Annotated in this window: 13 protein-coding genes and 1 tRNA gene; 9 read left to right on the forward strand and 5 right to left on the reverse strand. The window is 63.5% G+C overall.

Annotation, left to right across the window (positions count from 1 at the left end; genetic code table 11):
• Window positions 1-104: 104 nt before the first annotated feature.
• A complete protein-coding gene (locus HMPREF2757_RS02770; protein WP_070573178.1) occupies window positions 105-443 on the forward strand; it encodes a hypothetical protein in 339 nt (112 codons plus the stop codon).
• A 174-nt stretch (window positions 444-617) separates the two neighbouring features.
• Here the strand turns inward: HMPREF2757_RS02770 and HMPREF2757_RS02775 are convergent, their stop codons facing one another.
• The gene (locus HMPREF2757_RS02775) at window positions 618-3,470 is read right to left on the reverse strand and encodes an esterase-like activity of phytase family protein (protein ID WP_070573180.1); all 2,853 of its coding nucleotides are present in this window, start codon (window positions 3,468-3,470) and stop codon (window positions 618-620) included.
• Window positions 3,471-3,693: 223 nt separating this feature from the next.
• Window positions 3,694-4,449: a lipoate--protein ligase family protein gene (locus tag HMPREF2757_RS02780; protein WP_070573477.1), complete on the reverse strand. Its 756-nt coding sequence runs from the start codon at window positions 4,447-4,449 to the stop codon at window positions 3,694-3,696.
• A gap of 92 nt (window positions 4,450-4,541) precedes the next feature.
• Here HMPREF2757_RS02780 and tmk point away from each other — a divergent pair, with 92 nt between their 5' ends.
• Window positions 4,542-7,076: a dTMP kinase gene (gene tmk / locus HMPREF2757_RS12080; protein WP_070573181.1), complete on the forward strand. Its 2,535-nt coding sequence runs from the start codon at window positions 4,542-4,544 to the stop codon at window positions 7,074-7,076.
• Window positions 7,073-8,227 carry a DNA polymerase III subunit delta' gene (locus tag HMPREF2757_RS02790; protein WP_070573184.1) on the forward strand — a complete coding sequence of 385 codons (1,155 nt, stop codon included), beginning with the start codon at window positions 7,073-7,075 and terminating at the stop codon, window positions 8,225-8,227. The genes tmk and HMPREF2757_RS02790 overlap by 4 nt, the downstream gene beginning before the upstream one ends.
• Window positions 8,228-8,243: 16 nt before the next feature.
• Here HMPREF2757_RS02790 and HMPREF2757_RS02795 read toward each other — a convergent pair whose 3' ends face one another.
• A complete protein-coding gene (locus tag HMPREF2757_RS02795; RefSeq protein ID WP_176745869.1) occupies window positions 8,244-9,830 on the reverse strand; it encodes a MocR-like pyridoxine biosynthesis transcription factor PdxR in 1,587 nt (528 codons plus the stop codon).
• A 166-nt stretch (window positions 9,831-9,996) separates the two neighbouring features.
• Here HMPREF2757_RS02795 and pdxS point away from each other — a divergent pair, with 166 nt between their 5' ends.
• Entirely contained in the window at window positions 9,997-10,908 is a 912-nt protein-coding gene (pdxS, locus tag HMPREF2757_RS02800; protein ID WP_070573188.1) for a pyridoxal 5'-phosphate synthase lyase subunit PdxS, read from the forward strand.
• A gap of 19 nt (window positions 10,909-10,927) precedes the next feature.
• Here the strand turns inward: pdxS and HMPREF2757_RS02805 are convergent, their stop codons facing one another.
• Window positions 10,928-12,052, reverse strand: a complete 1,125-nt coding sequence (locus HMPREF2757_RS02805) for a M20 family metallopeptidase (protein ID WP_070573189.1) — start codon at window positions 12,050-12,052, stop codon at window positions 10,928-10,930.
• Between the two features lie 163 nt (window positions 12,053-12,215).
• Here HMPREF2757_RS02805 and HMPREF2757_RS02810 point away from each other — a divergent pair.
• The 4 genes from HMPREF2757_RS02810 (at window position 12,216) to HMPREF2757_RS02825 (ending at window position 15,256) form a co-directional block, all read left to right on the forward strand.
• A tRNA-Thr gene (locus HMPREF2757_RS02810) sits at window positions 12,216-12,288 on the forward strand.
• Window positions 12,289-12,482: 194 nt separating this feature from the next.
• Window positions 12,483-13,382, forward strand: coding sequence for a universal stress protein (locus HMPREF2757_RS02815; RefSeq protein ID WP_070573191.1), 900 nt, complete (start codon window positions 12,483-12,485; stop codon window positions 13,380-13,382).
• A 483-nt stretch (window positions 13,383-13,865) separates the two neighbouring features.
• Window positions 13,866-14,921, forward strand: a complete 1,056-nt coding sequence (locus HMPREF2757_RS02820; RefSeq protein ID WP_070573193.1) for a YeeE/YedE family protein — start codon at window positions 13,866-13,868, stop codon at window positions 14,919-14,921.
• Between the two features lie 110 nt (window positions 14,922-15,031).
• A complete protein-coding gene (locus HMPREF2757_RS02825; RefSeq protein WP_070573195.1) occupies window positions 15,032-15,256 on the forward strand; it encodes a sulfurtransferase TusA family protein in 225 nt (74 codons plus the stop codon).
• 48 nt (window positions 15,257-15,304) lie between these two features.
• On the opposite strand, the gene HMPREF2757_RS02830 is transcribed toward HMPREF2757_RS02825, so the two are convergent.
• Window positions 15,305-16,009, reverse strand: coding sequence for a TetR/AcrR family transcriptional regulator (locus tag HMPREF2757_RS02830; RefSeq protein WP_070573197.1), 705 nt, complete (start codon window positions 16,007-16,009; stop codon window positions 15,305-15,307).
• A gap of 167 nt (window positions 16,010-16,176) precedes the next feature.
• Here HMPREF2757_RS02830 and HMPREF2757_RS02835 point away from each other — a divergent pair, with 167 nt between their 5' ends.
• The gene (locus HMPREF2757_RS02835) at window positions 16,177-17,796 is read left to right on the forward strand and encodes a carboxyl transferase domain-containing protein (RefSeq protein WP_070573199.1); all 1,620 of its coding nucleotides are present in this window, start codon (window positions 16,177-16,179) and stop codon (window positions 17,794-17,796) included.
• Window position 17,797 lies beyond the last annotated feature (1 nt).

Raw genomic sequence — 17,797 nt, forward strand, 5'->3', positions numbered from 1 at the left:
GACTATGCCCGCGGCACCGGCACTTTTGGCAGCTTGCGGATCAGGCGACGGTTGATTTGGCTGCCCGTGCGGACGCAGAACAGCGCAATCCTGCATGGCGGAAAATGCAGGCGAATCTGCATACCGCGAAGGCAGCGCTGATCGCTGAGGCAGCGCACCCGGATGATGTCCTCAGCCATTCGACCGCTGCTTTGCTGCAGGGGCTGCCCGTCAAAGCTGTTCCTCGAGCCGTCGAACTGGTCAACCCGAATCTGTCGCGCAGAGGTGAGACTGTTCATAGGAGGCGCAGGCAGATAAGCGCAGCAGAAATCGCTGATTGGCGGGGCTTTGCCATTACAAGTCCCGTCCGAACCGCTGTCGATCTGGCCGCAGATGAATCCGTCGAATACGGAACGGCGGTGCTCGACGCTGTTCTGCGCCCAGCTGCACACCAGCGGTCCTAGATGTAACCAAACCCTCCCTCAAGCACCGCCTCGTGCCCGTGAGCCAGGCTGGTTTTGCGCGCTAATGCAGGTTCACTCTTTAATGCAGCGCATTTGCGCGTGTATCCGCATTAAAGAGTGAACCTGCGTGGCCAGGCGGCCAAGCGACCAAGGGGCTAGTCGCCGGGCCGGAGGTCAGCCGCGTCGGCGGGCCAGAGCGCGCAGGCCGAAGCCTCCGCCGATGAAAACAGCGGCCGCCGCAAGCGCTGCTGCGATGCTCACACCCGTGCGCGGCAGTGAACCGCCCTGCGAAGAAGGTTCCTTCGCCTCTGAGGTTGCCTTATCACCCTCGTTCTCGCCAGCCTGGTCACCAGCGCCGTTGTCGGTTCCGTCTTCGGCCCCGTTGGCAGCCTCGTCTGCCGAACCCGCATCGTCAGAGTCTCCCGAGGCGCCGCCCGGCTCAGCGTCTTCAGCGCCTTCCGTCGGCTCGTCTGCGGAGCCGTCGTTGGAACCGTCGCCCTGCTTTGCGTCGTCAGCATCTTCGGCGGGCTTGTCCGAGGGGCCCTCGGCGGCGTTGTCACCAGGTTCTTCTGCCGAGTCTTCTGCGCCGTCGAAGACTTTGCCCAACCGCAGGAACACGGTTTCGCCGGTTGCGTCTTCAAGTGCGTCGTTGTCGGTGACGGCGTAGGCCTGCCCGTCAGCCGCGATGGTGAAGCCTTCCAGCTTTTCCTGTGTCCAGCCGTTGAGTTCCTGAAGCTTGGGCAACACGTCAACCGCAACAGCCTTCTGAACCTTCTGCGGCTTCGCGCTTTCCTCTGCAGCCTTGGCACCACTGTCGGCACCCGAACCCGAGCCGTCAGCACTCGGAGTGGTGCCGCTGCCGGCGATTGGCGCCTCGTCAGCGGAACCAGTCTCAACTGCACCGCCAGCCTCAGCACCATCAGGCAGCGTGACCTTCATGATGCGCTTAATCGCAGCGTTCGGGCCGTTCTGCTTGTCGCGTTCGATCACGGCGAGGGTGTTCTTGTCGACCACGGTGAGTTCGGACAGGCCGATCCAGTCGCCGTTCTTGTCAGTGGAGTCGAGTTCGTAGGAGAACCACTCCCACGTCTTGTCGGTGGTGCTGTACCGGCCGATGCGCACCTTGTTATCGCCTTCGAGAGCTTCGAGCTTCTTCGCCTCGGGGTCTTTCCACAGGGGACGCTGCAGGGCGGCGTAGACGTATTCGCCGCCTTTGCCGTCGTCGATTGCGTCAACGCCTTCAAGCCCCCACTTGCCGACGTGCTTGGAAACATCGTCCGGCAGGCTGATGCTGTCTTTGATGTTGAGGTCACTGTCGGCGCGGTGAATGGCGTTCTTCTTACCCGTCTTGCCTTCCGAAGCAATCCAGAAACCGCCGTCCTCACGTGCGGAAATGCCCTCAATGTCGAGGCCCTCGGCAGGCTTGCCGTCCTTCATGACGGAACGAGCGTCGGTGATGCGGGCGGGTGCGTTCTTGTCGCTGACATCGACCGTGTAGACGCGGCCTTCGGCCAGAGCGGAGTCCGATGCGGCGTACAGGGTCTTCGCGTCGGTCGGGTGGGCGGTCAGTGCGCCCAGAGCGCTGAAGCCCAGTTCGGACTTATCCGCCACGATCGACGGCTGTGGGTCCTTCTTGTCCGACAGCTGGTAGACGTTGACGGCCGAACGCACGCCGTTCTTGGCTTCGTCGACTTCGCTGGAGACCAACAGCATGTTGCGGTTTTCCACCGGCAGGATGCCCTCGGGACCGTTGGTGCTGAAGAGCAGCTGCACGAATTCAGGCTTGGCAGGGTTGTCGACGTTGTACACGGCCACGAAGTTCGAACGCTCCGAACCGACGAAGGCGTAGCGGGTGCCGTTCATGGTGGCCGTCGCAATGCCCTCGATTTCCGGACCCTTCTTTTCGGCGCGCTTCTCATTGTGCAGACCGTAGCGGTTGGCGATGTCCTCAATCGACGAACCCGCATCCCACACGACCTTGCCGCTGCTGTCGAAGACCGACCATCCGCGGCTGCCGCCCTTCCAGTCGCCCTCGTTGGCGGTGGCCAGGTGTTTATCGTCAATCCACGCAATCGCATCGGGCTCGCGCGGCACGCCCTTCAGCGAGTCCGTGGGCTTGATGAGTTTGTCCTTCTTGGCGTCGACATTCTCAAGATCAGCGCTGCCTGTGCTGAAAACGGTCTGGATTTCATTGGTGTTCAGGTCGATGATCGCCGCACCGTTGTTTTCCTGCAGGGTGACAGCCAGCTGGTTGCGGCTGTTGATGGAAACGTACTCAGGTTCGAGGTCCTCAGGAGTGTCAAGGCCAGCCTCGGCGACCTTGGGCAGGGGAGTGCCGTCCTCATTGTGGAAGCGAACAGGGGCGGGCTTCCAATCCGAGGCGGGGTCGCCTTCGAGCTTGATCGTCTGGACGAAGCCGGTCGGCTGCTGGGGCAGACCGCCGTCGCCCTTGTCTTCGTCGCGTTCGTTTTCAATCGCAATTGCGGCGTGCTTGCCGTCGGGGCTGATGGCAATCGAGTCGGGCTGGCCGCCCAGATCGTAGGAGCCGACCTTTTTGCGGTCTTCCAGTTTGATGACGTCGACGCGGCCTTTGGGGTCTTCGTAGTCCTTGCCGGTTTCGCTGATGACGACGAGCACGTACTCGCCGACCACCGCGACGGACGTCGGTTCGTCGCTCTTGTTGCCCAGAGTTGCGAGGCTGACAGTGCCGAGTCCCTTGGGGCTGCCGGGATCGCTGACATCCAGGAAACCAATGCGCTTGCCCGCCGCGTCGGTGTAGACCATCGTCTTGCCGTCTTCGGAGATGTCGGAGATTTCGGCAACGGTTTCGTCTGCGATGTCGGCGCCTTCGGGGCGGTTTTCGTAGACGGGGTAGGTGGCGGTCCGAGCGAACGAGGCGCCAGTCGGGGCGGTCTGCGCGTTTACCGGGGCCGTGGCTCCGGGTGTGCTGACAACGGCGGGTGTGATGCCGAAGCTGACTGCCAAACCGATGGCGAGGACTGCTGGTGCAAGACGAGTGAGGTTCACGGGTGTACTTTCTGCAGACCGAAATTCGAACCTCTACACCGTCGTATTCGTCGGTTAACTCACTCTTGCAGTGAAGCTAAAACTGCGTGAACGGGATGGCGGTGGCGGCGCTGTGCCCGTGGGTTGTTTTCACCCTGGGCTGCCTGCGCAGCCGCGTCGGGCCGTTTTCACTCCGCAGTGCAGATGCACGCGCTAATGCGCTGCATTAAAGCGTGGATCTGCATTAGCAAGTGGAGTCGAGCCTGCTGACTGAGTTGTACGCGGCGGCCGCGTCAATTTCCTCGGCTGAGAACTCCGAGGCTTCGAGGTCGTATTCGCGCGCATACTCCGCCGTGAACGCCCGTTCGACGGCGTCGACAGTGACATCCGGGTGGACTTCGCTGATTGCCCCGCCGGTGGCCGGGTCCCAGTCAACCCCGAGAGCCGCTTCGACTTCTGTCAGCACGGATCGGATGGGTGCCGGGTCGGTGATGACCACCGACGATGAGAACAGCCACCCTGTCTTCGTCACCCGCTGTGCCGTGCCGATCGCCTTGATCTTTCCTGCGACGTTGACGCTGTGCTCGCCCGGGCAGTATTCGCCGGGGATTTCCCCGAGCCTCGCATCGATCCCCACCGACCGGAGGGCTCGCACGTACATGTCGCCGAACGAGGTGAAGCGCGCCTTTGTGCCCGTGAACATCTGGTCTGCGGGCTCCACGTGGTCGATGACGAGACTGCCGTGATGGTAGGCGGCCACGCGCCCGCCGAGTGTGCGCAGCAGGGGAGTGAACCCGGCTGTGCGCGCCTTTCCCACCGCTTCGTCGAACCCGGTGAGGAACCTGTCTCGTCCGCCGAACACAACGGTCGGCTCGGGCCGGTAGATGCGCAGCGCGCCGGGCCTGCGGCCTTCGCGCACCGAATCAAGAAGCACCCGGGCTAAAGAGAGCGCTGTCAGCGGATCGTCGTGACCGCGGGGCAGGAAATGGAGTGTCGGCACGGAAACACTGTAGCGGGCCGGGACGTGTCTGTTCAGCGTCATGTCAGGGGGTCAACGTAGGCTGGGAGTGTCAGGAGACAGGAGGTCAGCATATGAGCAGTGACAAGAGGCTTTCGGCCGACCAGCCTTTCGGCGGTCCGAACACAGACACCTCTGAGCGTATGGCGGTCATCAGTCCGCAGCGCGGTGTCATCGGGCATGCGGTTCTCGAAGCCGCAACGTGGCTGGCCGTGATGTCCTCGGTCCTGCTGACATACTCCCTGGCAGGTGTCGTGGGCTTTGGGGCTTCTGCCCGCGGCGGTGCGCTCGCCGCCGTTGTGCAGCGCGAAGCTGACGGCGATTTCAACCGGAACTTCGCCAACCCCGCCTACTTGGCGGCTATCGTGCTTTTGAGCATCGGCAGCTTTCTGCCGCTTAAGCGCGTCCGCGCAATGGACGTTTCGCAGCGCACTCTGATTCTGACCATCACGTCCGTGTTGACGGGCGTGGTCCTCATTGTGTTCGGCGTGTATTCGACGGTGTGGATGGGTGCGATCGCCGCGCTTTTCCTCGGCGCGCTCATTTCCCTGCAGGTCATTCACACCCCCGAACTTCACACCAAACCCTGGCGGGCCGGCACGGTTGCCGCAGGAATCTTCTTCTTCATCGGCGCAGTCGCGCAGATTCGAGCCGGCATCGGTGCCGGAATGCTCGCCGTTCCCTGGACTGTTTTCACTTCAGGCATTGTCATCATCTTGGCCGGTGTTCTCATTATCGTCTCGCCGCTGCAGCGCTCCCGGATTCCCTCAACCGGGGCATTTCCGCTCACGCGCGCTCTGCGGCAGGCCCGTGCACACGTAGACGTGGGCGCTCCGTGGCCGGTGTACGCTCTGTTCGGCGTAATCGGCTCGATTTTCGTAGTGATTGTGCCCACTGCTTCTGACGAATCGTTCGGAATTATGAGCCTGGGGCTCATGGTGTGCGCCGTGCTGATCGGCTGGGCTGCAGGCTACGAAGCGGGGCCGACATTTGCTCCCGGTATGACCCGACCCAGACTCACCGCCTTTTCGCTGATCGGCGCGGGCATACTCGCCATCTTCGGCGGCATGGTCCACGAAGTTTCGGGCACTGCTCTGCTGTTCGGGGCAGCGGCGTTCGCTGTCGGCGTGGGCGTGCGGGCGCAGGACTACCAGATCTCGCGGCGCATCGGATTGGGAATCGGCGCTATCATCACTCTGCTCATCCTCAGCTTGGATGCGCGCTTCACGGTGGTGTTGAGCGAAGCATCAACGTGGAAGATCACCGGTTCGGCAGTTGCCGTGTCCAGTGTGGGTCTGCTCGCCGCCGGCGGCGGAATTGCCGCTCTGTTCCTGTTCTCACCCACAGGCATTCACGGCATCGGCGTCGACATCGTCCACGCGTTTCGCTCCCGGACAACAGGGGACGCCGATCCCGCACAGCCTTACGCCCCAGACGATTCCGACGCACCAACCCGAGTCCACGCTCCGGCTGGGAACCAGGCAGAACAGAGCTCGCAGGGGCAGGCGCCGCCAGGTGAAGGTCTGCGCACTCCCTCCCCGCGGACCGCGCAGCGCGGTTTCTTCATTGCCGTCGAAGGCCCTGACGGATCGGGCAAATCAACCCAGATCAAGTTCATCGGCAAATATTTGGCCGACCGGGGGCTGCACAATGTCGAACTGACTCGCGAACCCGGTGGAACCGACAAAGGCGCGCAGATCCGCGCCGCAATCCTTGAGGGTCAGGGAGTCATGCCGAAGTCGGAGGCTCTGCTGTACGCCGCTGACAGGGCTCACCACGTAGCATCGCTGGTCGACCCCACCCTGCGGTCCGGCGGAGTTGTGGTCACTGACCGCTACATCGACTCATCGCTTGCCTACCAGGCCGCGGGTCGCGAACTTGCAGAAGAAGACGTCTTCGCACTGTCGGCGTGGGGAACTGATGGGCTCATGCCCAACCTCACCCTGTTGTTGGATATTTCCCCGGAAGCCTCCGCCGCACGCACATCACAGCGCGGCGATGAAAACCACCTTGACAAACAGTCAGCGCAGTTCCGCGGGCGTGTGCGCGAACGCTTCCTCGCTTTGGCCAGGGAAAACCCGCACCGGTACGTCGTCATCAACGCCGATCAGCCCGTCCAGAAGGTCTCGGAGGACATTGCGGCTGCCCTTGACCGGGCACTTGACGCTGCAAGTCTGGGGCGCAGTCCGCAACCGGCGGATGCTGCGTCCGGTCCGTCGCGGCGCTCTGCGGCAGATCTGCTGACCTCAGATGACCCCGACGCCACACAGGCCATGCCGTTTGACGATGAATTCGCGCAGGCCGAAGAGGAACAAAAGCTCACCCAGAGCGGCCAGCAGTATGTTGAAGCGCACCACAACGGCGAAAGCTCTCAGGACGATGGCGACGAAGCCGCGCCGGCGACGGTCGTTTTGCCGCCTCAGCCGACTCCGGTGCCGGAAGCAGACGCGATTCTTCCGGACACACCCGCCGTAAGTCCCGATGCAGACGCCGCAACCAGAATCCTGCCGTCCCAACCGCAGCAGAGCGCTGACAAGCTGCGGAGGCAGACCGAACTCGAACGTCAAGCGCGTGAACGGCTGCGCCAAGCCCGCAGGGGGCGCCGTTGAGCGTGTGGAACGACCTCGTAGGCCAAGAGGCCGCAATCGGCGAACTCGCCGCCGCTGCCGCAGGCCAGGGGATGACACACGCGTGGCTCATCACGGGCCCACCCGGTTCAGGCCGGTCCAACGCCGCCCGGGCTTTCGCCGCTGCGCTGCTGACTGAAGACCACGGCGAAAGCCTCAGTCCCGCAGCTCAGCGAGCACTGGCAGGCACGCACGAATCAATGACAATGCTGCGCACGCAGAAGTCCGTCATCTCCATTGACGAAGTGCGTCAGCTGGTCAGCACCTCCCAAAGTTCCCCGGTCAACGCTGATTGGCGCGTCATCATCATCGAAGACGCCGACCGCATGGCCGAGCGCACGTCCAACGTGCTGCTCAAAGCCATCGAAGAACCACCGCCTTCCACAGTGTGGATCCTCTGCGCACCCAGCCCCGAAGACGTTCTCACCACCATCCGGTCGCGCTGTCGGACCGTCGGTTTGAGAATCCCGCCGACCGAAGCCGTCGCACAGCTGCTGGTCAGCCGCGACGGCGTCGACCCCGAACGTGCTCGGTGGGCTGCGGCTGCCGCGCAAAACCACATTGGGCGAGCTAAACACCTGGCATTGGACGACGATGCCGCCCAGGCCCGCCGCAGAATCCTCGAAATCCCGCGTCGGCTCACATCCGTCGGAGCGACAGTGCGGCTGGCAGGTCGAACGGTCGAAGCGGCATCCGAACGCGCAGAAGAGCGCACAAAAGCCCGCTCGGAAAAAGAGCGCGCCGAACTGCTCGAAACCCTCGGCGTTGAACCCGGCAAAGCAGTTCCACCAGCCCTGCGGCCGCAGGTCAAGAAGCTGGAAGAAGAACAGAAGCGCCGAGCAGTGCGGGCGCGGGCAGATGAACTTGATTCGATCATGCTGGAACTTCTTTCGCTGTATCGCGACGTCCTGCTGACCCAGCTGGGCAGCGGCGACACACTCATCAACATCAGCGAAGCCGAACTCATCCGCGAAATCGCAGAACAAGACGACGCAACGACAACACTCAAACGCATTGATGTTCTGGAACTCGCCCGCGAACGCCTGCAGACCAACACCGCACCCCTGCTGATTGTCGAAGCGGCGTTCATCGGGCTGGCTAACCCCTGGCTTGAAAATCACACGGTGCGCTGAACCGGTGCACTTCAGCTCACCTCAGTGAACGTGAGGCCTCCACAAGCCTGCGCAGTCCCGTGTGCAGTTCGTCCTCCGGTCCGCCGAAACCCACAACGACACCGTCAGGCAGCCCCGCATAGTCACCACCGCCGTCAGTCAGGCCGCCAGCCCAATACTCCGACAGCGGCTGCACTCGAACCCCGTGCGCCTCGGCTGCGGCAACCAGTTCAGCCTCCGGCAGGTCCATGGTGACAACGGCAGCGAGACCACCGGGCACCTCGTCAACATGAAACCCGGGAACACGGCCCAGTAAGGTCCGCACAACATCCAGCTTGATCCGGTGCTGGGCGCGCACAGCAGCCGCGTGGCGCTCCAAACCGCCAGATTCGATCAGCTTCACGGCTGCCCGCTGTGGAATCCGCCCCACCGGCGCACCCAGCTGTGCGCGCAGAACCGCAATGTCGTCAAACCACTCCGCCGGGACGTGCAGGTGCCCCAGAGCAATGCCGGGACCTATGAGAGAAGCCAGCGATGACAGCAGAACAACCGGCGTCCGCCCGGCAACAGCAAGTCCTGCCAGAGTCGGCAAGGGTGCCGCATCCCATCGGAATTCGGCGGTGTGATCATCCTCGATCACCGCAAAACCGTGCGATTCGGCGGTGGCCAAAACCGCCAGACGCCTGGCCAGCGGCAGCGAACCGCCCAGCGGATACTGGTGCGACGGTGTCACAATGAGCGCATCCAAACCGGCAGGAATCCGTTCGGGAACCAGTCCGTGATCGTCAACGGCCACAGGAATCAGCTGGTGTCCCAAAGCCTCGACAGCCCGCCTCAGGCCCGGGTAGCCGGGGGACTCAATGCCGATGCTCAGCACCGGACGCCCAGCCGACCCCGCTGACCCGGTCGCTTTGTCATCTCGCCTCATCCGCCGCTGCAGGCAGTCCAGTACCAGCCGGAGACCGTCGCGGGCGCCTGCGGTGACGACCACGCGCTCGGCTGAGGCGTGCATACCGCGTACCCGCCGAAGCCTGTCGGCAAACGCGGCTCGCAGCTCGCCAAGGCCCAGCGGTTCAGCGGTCCCTGCCCGAAAGTCGTCTTCGGCAGCACTCGCGGCCGACCGCCACGCTGCCCGCCACATGGGCGACACGATCCCGGAGCCGTCCACGCGCGACGGCAGGAGGCTGATTGACCTGGCGGAGCCCGCCTTCGCGCGACTTGTCACGTTCGCCTTGGTCTCGCTGACCGTGTTGCTTCCGTGCATTCCGGTGCCCAGCTCCCGAGGTGCCTGCCCGCGTACGCCGGAACCGCCCGCGGTGCGCGGCTCATCTGGGGCCATTGGGCGGGGGACTGCTGCGAGGTCGGGGCTGACAATCGTGCCGGACCCTTCGGTGGACACAATGCAACCTTCTGCTGTCAGCTGGTCGTAGGCGGCGACGACCGTGCCGCGTGAAACTCCTGCCAGGTGGGCGAGGCTGCGGGTTGAAGGCAGTTCAGCACCGGGGGCAAGAGTTCCGGTTTCAATGAGGGTGCGCAGCTGTCCGGCAATCTGCACGGGAAGCGACGCGCTTGCCGCACGGTCGACAGACACAGGCAGAGTCACGGGGCGAGGGGTGCGGGCCATGCTCAGACAGTAGCCGACCATCAGCTAAGTGGTCTATCTGTTTCAGGCTGAACTGGACCTCGCTTTGCGCCGCTTTGCGGGCCACGATGGGCAAAGTCACATCACAGGACCGCCGCAGCCGCGCCAGCTGCACCAACTGCGACGGCCGAAGACCGAAAGGAACCCCATGACAGCACCCGGACATCAGACCGCCGCACAGTCGAGCATGGTCAAGCGAGGACTGGCCGAGCAGTTCAAGGGCGGCGTCATCATGGACGTTGTCACGGCCGAACAGGCCCGCATAGCCGCAGATGCGGGAGCGTGCGCGGTCATGGCTTTGGAGCGCGTGCCCGCCGATATCCGCGCGCAGGGCGGTGTTGCCCGCATGTCCGACCCGGACCTCATCGACTCGATCATCGAGGCCGTTGACGTTCCCGTCATGGCCAAAGCCCGCATCGGCCATCAGGTCGAAGCACAGGTCCTGCAGTCGCTTGGCGTGGACTTCGTGGACGAATCTGAAGTTCTCAGCCCAGCCGACTACGTCCACCACATCGACAAGCACGCCTTCGAGGTCCCGTTTGTCTGCGGTGCGACCAACCTGGGCGAGGCCCTGCGCCGCATCAACGAGGGCGCGGCCATGATCCGCTCGAAGGGTGAGGCGGGTACCGGCGACGTTTCGGAGGCCACTAAGCACATCCGCACGCTCAATCGCGAAATCAGCGAAATCGCTTCCCTGTACGAAAACGCGCCGGACGAACTCTACGTATGCGCCAAGGAACTCCAAGCCCCGTACGAACTCGTCGTTGAAACCGCGCGCGAGCGTCGCCTGCCGGTTCCGCTGCTGGTTGCAGGAGGTGTTGCCACCCCGGCCGATGCTGCGTTCATGATGCAGCTGGGTGCTGACGGCGTGTTTGTGGGCTCGGGCATTTTCAAGTCCGGCAATCCCGAAGCCCGAGCTAAGGCCATTGTCACCGCGGTGAAGAACTACAGCGATCCGGCCGTCATCGCAGATGTTTCCCGCGGCCTGGGAGAGGCGATGGTCGGCATCAACGTCGCTGACCTCCCCGCACCCCACCGCCTGGCCGAACGAGGCTGGTGACCCTGCCGGGCTGAGCCAGTCACTCCAAGCCGACGGTCAGCAGGTGTTCGAGCATTCCGGCGGTCAGCGTGGTGCGCGGGCCGATCCAGTCGATGAGCGCGTGCTCGTCGTCAGCGTGCGAACCTCCGCCGACGGTGCCGAGGCCGTCGACCGTGGGAACGCCGATGCCCGCGGTGAAGTTGCCGTCGGAACCCCCGCCAACCGAAATCGGCCGCACTTCCGGCAGGCCCTGACTGTCGGCAATGTGCTGCGCCAGTTCGATCAGCGGTCGGCTGGAGCGCTCTTCCATGGGCGGGCGGTTGATGCCGCCGGTCAGTTCGATCTGCGCGCCGGGCAGATGCGGGTTGAGCGCGTGCAGTGCCGAGTCGACTCGCAGCTGTTCGGCTACCGTGAGTGCGCGCGAATCAATGTCGAGCTGTGCTTCGGCGGGGACGGTGTTGGTGGTGGTGCCGGATCGCAGAGCTGTGGGGACGACGGTCGTTCCGACTTCGGGGGAGTTCAGCTGTTCTACACCGAGGATCTGGTGGGCGACCTCAATCGTGGCGTTGATGCCTCGCTCAGGTTCCACACCGGCGTGGGCAGCCCGACCGGTGACGTTGAGGCCGTAGAGGGCAACGCCTTTGCGGGCAGCTTTGAGCTCACCGTCGGGCCCGCCCGATTCGAATACCAGAGCGGCCGATGCTCCGTGGGCTTCCGTTTCGATCAGGTGGCGGGACGATGGTGAGCCGAGCTCCTCATCGCCGTTGATGAAGATTGACAGCCCGTCGAGTGAGCCGAGTTTCTTCTGCACTCGGGCGGCGGCGTACAGGGCGATGAGGTTCCCGCCCTTCATGTCGTCCGTTCCGGGGCCGGTGATGACGCCCTTGTTGACGGCGAAGGGCATGGTGTCGAGCGTGCCCATGGGCCACACGGTGTCGTGGTGGCCGATCATGATGACCTTCCGCGGCTGCGTACCGAACCGCCACAGAAGGTGCGGAGTGTCTGCCGCGGTGATGATCCGGGGTGCCGTTCCGAGCAGCTCTTTGCCGACGGCGGCGTGTACGCGGGCGGACTGAGACAGCGCGTAATGGTCCATCGACGGGGATTCGCATTCCACGAGTGTGCGGAAGTGTCGGATGAATCGGTCGAGTTCCGTGCTGTCCACTGTTGATATCCCTATTCCTAGCTGTTGTGTGCTGTCGGTCGGCATGTGCGCGCCGACTGTCGCGCGGCGGTGGGCAAGCCACCCTGTCACCTTACTGGGTGCGGACTCTGCCGGTGCGATCGTTTTGCTCTTGTCCCTGCGTTCGAGTATTCTTTTCCGAGTTGCCGCCTTAGCTCAGTCGGCAGAGCGATTCACTCGTAATGAATAGGTCGCCGGTTCGATTCCGGCAGGCGGCTCGGCGTAAGAATCTCCCCTTCCTGTCTGGAAGGGGAGATTCTTCTTTGTCTTACGAGGCGCCGCGCAGCTTTCCCGCCACGGCACCGAGGTGCCGGTTGGGAAAAGGTGGGCTCCGCCTCGTGCGTGTTCAGGGTGTGTGGTCCGGGTTACAGTAGGGTGCAGGAGAAGGCAGAGCGTTTATCGGGAGTGGCACGTGAAGATCAGCGGAGACGTCGTCGTCGGAATCGACGGTTCTGGTTCGAGTCGCAAAGCGGCGCAGTTCGCCGTGGACAATTTCGCGCAGGACGCTCCCGTTGACCTTGTCACCGTCATCAAAACCGAACGGCCGGCAGGCGATTACGAACACAACCTGCCCGGCACTTTCACGACTGTTGGAACGCCGGAGGACCGTGAAAAGGGTCAGGCGGCAATCGAGCGGGTTATGTCGAAGCTCGTGGTTCCCGAAGGCGCCCAGGTGAAATCGCGTGTGCTGTTCGGTGACCCTGCCGAAGAGCTCGACAAGTGCGGCATGGATGCCGGGCTGTTGGTCATCGGCCATCACGGTTCGGATCAGCCTGTTGCAGGCCGGATCGGCACTGTCAGCCGCGGGCTGCCGGGGCACGCGCTGTGTCCGGTTGTGATCCACCGGCCGATTGACGATTCCGAGGGCAGTGAAGACGCCCGTGATGAACGCCCGGTTGTCGTCGGCATGGACACCTCGGAGTATTCCGCGGTCGCAGCGCTCGATGCGGCGGCTTTTGCGCAGCGGGCGGGTGTGCCCCTGCACGTGGTTGTAGCCACCGGGACCCTGGACAACTCTGAGCGGGCGAACTCGCAGGTGGACTTCGATCTCACGTGGCTGCGCTCGGAGTTCCGCGATCTCAAGGCGTCCGCAAAGTTCGTTGAATCGTCCAACCCGGTGCAGGCGCTGGCCGAGGCGTCGGCTGACGCGCAGCTGCTATGCATCGGCAAGCGCGGGGTGAACCTGTTCCACGGTATGGCGGTCCAGCTGGGTCGAGCCGCTGCGGGGCTTGTGACCGAAGCGCGCAGCTCGCTTCTGCTGTCGACATTCCGCGACGACCCGCGTTTGGCAAGCCGCCGCATCATCAACTGAATTCCGTCCACTGCCTCTTTCCTGGGGCGAGAACCCAGGATGGGCATTGCGAGAACCCAAAGCGGGAATAGAGCCCTGCCCTCGTCGGCTATTTGATGACGGAACCGCCATCGTTCAACGCGCGCGTGTTGACACGCCCGACAGCGGTGGCGCATGATTGCGGCAGCTGTTCCCGTGGGACAACTGCATCTGAGCCCGAAGATCAAGGAGAGAACATGGCTGCCAAGCGCAATGTGCTGTTCTCCCGCCGGGCTGTTGACTTTATGTATATCTGCACGTCTTCGTGTTGATTGGGGCGCCCGCCGTCCAGGCGGACTCGGTTCCCAGAAAATTCCCTCCGCTCACCGAGCCAGCACGGCTGTTGTCCGGCCTGCACTGCGTTTAGTCGCGCGCTGAGCGCTGCTCGGTTCAGCCAATGGCGCTGCGGTAAAGCCGCTGCGCTCGATTCGGTGCGGTTGAGAGGGCAAACACGAAAGGCTTGCTATGCCACTGACCGGTCTTGTGATCGGCGGCGTCCTCGGCTTTATCCTGCAGCGTGGACGCTATTGCACCACGGGTGCATTCCGTGACGTTTTCTTCGCACGCAAAACACGCTGGTTCTCTTCATTCATTCTGCTCATCGCCGTGCACGCCGTCGGCCTGTGGGCGCTGGTGTCCCTCGGCGTCATCCACTTGGAGTCCAAGGGCTTCCCGTGGGCGGCAACCATCATCGGCGCGTTCATCTTCGGAGCGTCCATGGTCGTCGCCGGAGGCTGCGCCACCGGTACGTACTATCGCGCCGGTGAAGGGCTCGTGGGTTCGTGGTTTGCGCTTGGCATGTACGCGCTGACCGCCTCGATCATGAAGCACGGCCCGCTCAGCGGATTCACTGAAAGCATGCGCGATATCGAAATCTCGCAGGGCGCGATCTACGAAACGCTGCACGTGTCCCCGTGGGTGCTGACCGTCATCCTGGCTGCCGTGGCCGCGTGGCTGACGATCCACCACAACCGAGGCCGCGCCAAGGTTGCGACCCTTCCGCCCCGCTACAGCGGGGTGAAGCACCTGCTGCTTGAAAAGCGCTGGAACCCGTTTGCCACGGCAGCCGTCATCGGCGTCATTGCCACCGTCGGCTGGGTGCTCTCAGCCGCTGCCGGCCGCAACAGCGGGCTGGGTGTGACGACTCCGTCGGCAAATCTGGTCACCTACCTGGCCACCGGCGATGTTGAGCTTGTCGACTGGGGTGTCTACTTCACCGTGTCGCTCATCATCGGTTCGTTCATTGCGGCCAAAGCCTCCGGCGAGTTCCGTCTGCGCGTTCCTGACGCAATCACAGTGGTCAAGTCGATCCTCGGCGGTATCGGCATGGGCTTCGGCGCTGCTTTGGCGGGAGGCTGCACTGTCGGCAACGGCATGGTGCAGACCGCCATGATGACCTGGCAGGGCTGGGTTTCGCTCGCATTCATGGTGATCGGTGCGGGAGTCGCCGCCAAGCTCACAATCGGCGGCGGCACTTCGCAGGAAGCCGCATCTGAAAAGAAAGCGCCCGTTCGGGCCTAAGACCCCGCCGTCTTTGAACCACCCCTCGTGCCCGAACACTTCGGCACGGAATCCGGCGCTTGGGGCGCGGCCCTGCGCCCCAAGCGCGTCCTATCAAGGAGAAGATGAATATGCAGCACGTACTTGAAACCGTCGGCCAGGTCTGCCCGTTCCCGCTGGTCGAAGCGAAGAAGGCCATGGAGAGCCTGCCTGTCGGCGATGAGCTCAAAATCGACTTTGACTGCACCCAGGCGACGGAGGCGATCCCGGAATGGGCTGCCGAAAACGGCTACCCAGTGACGCACTTTGACCGTGTTGGCGATGCCAGCTGGACGATCACAGTTCAGAAAGCGTGACGGCAAGGGAGTGCGCGTCACCCCGGCGGGGTGCTGGGGCTTGAAGCCTCAGCCCAGGCCGAGGGCGGCGTGAGCGGCTTTGCGCAGATGCCGCTCAATGACGTTTGATTCGAGCCGGCGCACCACGTAGGGCGTCGAATTGAGCATCCCGATGACAGCCTGCACGAGCACGCGCGCCCCGGCCCCTTTAAGGTCGGGGCGCACTTGCACGAGCACGTCTTCCCAGCCGGTCATGTATTCCCGCTGTAGGCGGCGCACCCGTTTGCGGTCGCTCTCCCGCAGAGCCTCGAAATCGCGGTCCTGAATGCGAATGAGCTCGGGTTCGTTGACGGCGAATTCCACGTGAAAGGCAAGAAGCTCTTCCATCGCTGAACGCGGGCTGGCCCCCACTGCCGAGGCGCCCTCACCCGACGCTACGCCCTTACCGGGGTGGGGGTCGGCGTGGGGGCGCTTTGCTGTGCCGTCTGCTTTGTCTGCGCTCTGACCGCTGTGGGTGTTGACGATAGCGCTCATGCCGGTGTGCAGGTGTTTGGATATGCCCACGAGGAGTTCGGCCAGTAGGGCCTCTTTGGATTCGAAATGCCTGTACACCGCTGGGCCCGAGATCCCGGCACCGGCGCCGATGTCGTCAATGCTGACCGCGCGGAACCCCTGACGGGCAAACAGCTTTTTGGCGGAGTCGAGGATCTGCTGGCGCCTGCGCTCTTTTGCGGCTTGGCGCCGCGTGGGCTGGGGAGCGTCACTGCCTGTCATGGGCCCTCCTTCACTGTGCCGCTTTTGGCTTTGCCGGTCCGTGCTTGTGTCTGGCGACACATCGACATACTATACTTTCAGTTAGTGGCAATTCACTGAAATCGGCAGGGCTTGGTCTTCAGAATTCAGTCTGCCGGCCCGGTGGTATCCAGTACGAAGGAGTTCGGATGAAGACACTAGGCACACCGCCTGATGCTGCGGTTGGCGCCGAACGCGCTGCGGCGCACCAAAAGCTCATCGACGAACTGCGTGAGCGCGTCGCCCAAACCGCCCTGGGCGGTTCCGAGCGTTCACGGCAGCGGCACATCGACCGAGGCAAACTGCTTCCGCGCGACAGGGTAGAGCAGCTTTTGGACCCCGGCACTCCGTTTCTGGAGCTTTCTCCCCTGGCTGCCAACGGCATGTACAACGACGACAGCCCGGGTGCTGGAATCATCACCGGCATAGGCGTTGTTGCCGGGCGCACCTGCGTCATTGTTGCCAATGACGCCACGGTCAAGGGCGGAACCTACTATCCGATGACCGTCAAGAAGCACCTGCGCGCCCAGGAAGTTGCGCGCGAAAACCAGCTTCCGTGCATTTACCTGGTGGATTCCGGCGGTGCCAATCTGCCGAATCAGGACGATGTCTTTCCTGATCGCGAGCACTTTGGCCGCATCTTCTACAATCAGGCCACCCTGTCGGCCGCCGGTATTCCGCAGCTGGCGGCTGTCATGGGCTCGTGTACTGCCGGCGGTGCGTACGTTCCGGCAATGGCGGACGAATCGATCATCGTCAATGAACAGGGCACGATCTTCCTGGGCGGTCCGCCGCTGGTGAAGGCCGCAACCGGCGAAGTTGTTACGGCCGAGGAGCTTGGCGGCGGTGCTCTGCATTCGCGCACCTCGGGTGTCACCGATCACCTGGCGGCCAATGACGAACACGCCCTGGAGATTATGCGCGATGTCGTTTCAACGCTGCCGCCGCAGGAAAGCCTCACCCCGGCGTGGGCGCGCAGGGAGCCGCGCGAACCGCTGTTCAGCCCGGACGAACTCACGCAGGTCGTGCCCGCTGACCTCAAAACCCCCTATGACGTCCGCGAAGTCATCGCCCGCCTGGTCGACGGCAGCGAGTTCCACGAATTCAAAGCCGAGTACGGCACGACGCTCGTCACCGGCTTCGCCCACCTGGACGGACACCCCGTGGGAATCATCGCCAACAACGGCGTGCTGTTCGGTGAGTCCGCGCAGAAGGGCGCGCACTTCATCGAACTGTGTGACCAGCGCGACACCCCGCTGATCTTCCTGCAGAACATCACCGGCTTCATGGTCGGCCGGGACTACGAAGCAGGCGGTATTGCCAAGCACGGCGCGAAGATGGTCAACGCGGTCGCCACGGCCCGGGTGCCGAAGTTCACCGTGGTGATCGGCGGTTCCTACGGTGCTGGAAACTACTCGATGTGCGGGCGCGCCTACAGTCCGCGCTTTCTGTGGATGTGGCCGCACACCCGCATCTCCGTTATGGGCGGCGAACAGGCAGCCAGCGTGCTCTCAACCGTCAAACGCGACCAGATTGAGGCTCGCGGCGAAGAGTGGTCGGCGGAAGAAGAAGCCGAATTCAAAGCGCCCGTGCTCGAACAATACGAAACCCAGGGCGTGCCCTACTATTCAACGGCCCGGCTGTGGGATGACGGCGTCATCGAACCCGGTGACACCCGCCAGGTGCTCGCACTGGCCCTCGAAGCCGCCCGCTACGCCCCGCTTGCCCGCCCCAACAACGCGCCCGGCTACGGCGTTTTCAGGATGTGAT

It is taken from the genome of Brevibacterium sp. HMSC063G07 (genome assembly GCF_001810665.1).
Taxonomy (GTDB): domain Bacteria; phylum Actinomycetota; class Actinomycetes; order Actinomycetales; family Brevibacteriaceae; genus Brevibacterium.

Coding starts and splice junctions, on each gene's coding strand:
- tmk (WP_070573181.1), top strand. CDS start 4,542: ATGAGCAGTGACAAGAGGCTTTCGGCCGACCAGCCTTTCGGCGGTCCG.
- pdxS (WP_070573188.1), top strand. CDS start 9,997: ATGACAGCACCCGGACATCAGACCGCCGCACAGTCGAGCATGGTCAAG.
- HMPREF2757_RS02770 (WP_070573178.1), top strand. CDS start 105: ATGCAGGCGAATCTGCATACCGCGAAGGCAGCGCTGATCGCTGAGGCA.
- HMPREF2757_RS02830 (WP_070573197.1), bottom strand. CDS start 16,009: ATGACAGGCAGTGACGCTCCCCAGCCCACGCGGCGCCAAGCCGCAAAA.
- HMPREF2757_RS02795 (WP_176745869.1), bottom strand. CDS start 9,830: ATGGCCCGCACCCCTCGCCCCGTGACTCTGCCTGTGTCTGTCGACCGT.
- HMPREF2757_RS02835 (WP_070573199.1), top strand. CDS start 16,177: ATGAAGACACTAGGCACACCGCCTGATGCTGCGGTTGGCGCCGAACGC.
- HMPREF2757_RS02825 (WP_070573195.1), top strand. CDS start 15,032: ATGCAGCACGTACTTGAAACCGTCGGCCAGGTCTGCCCGTTCCCGCTG.
- HMPREF2757_RS02820 (WP_070573193.1), top strand. CDS start 13,866: ATGCCACTGACCGGTCTTGTGATCGGCGGCGTCCTCGGCTTTATCCTG.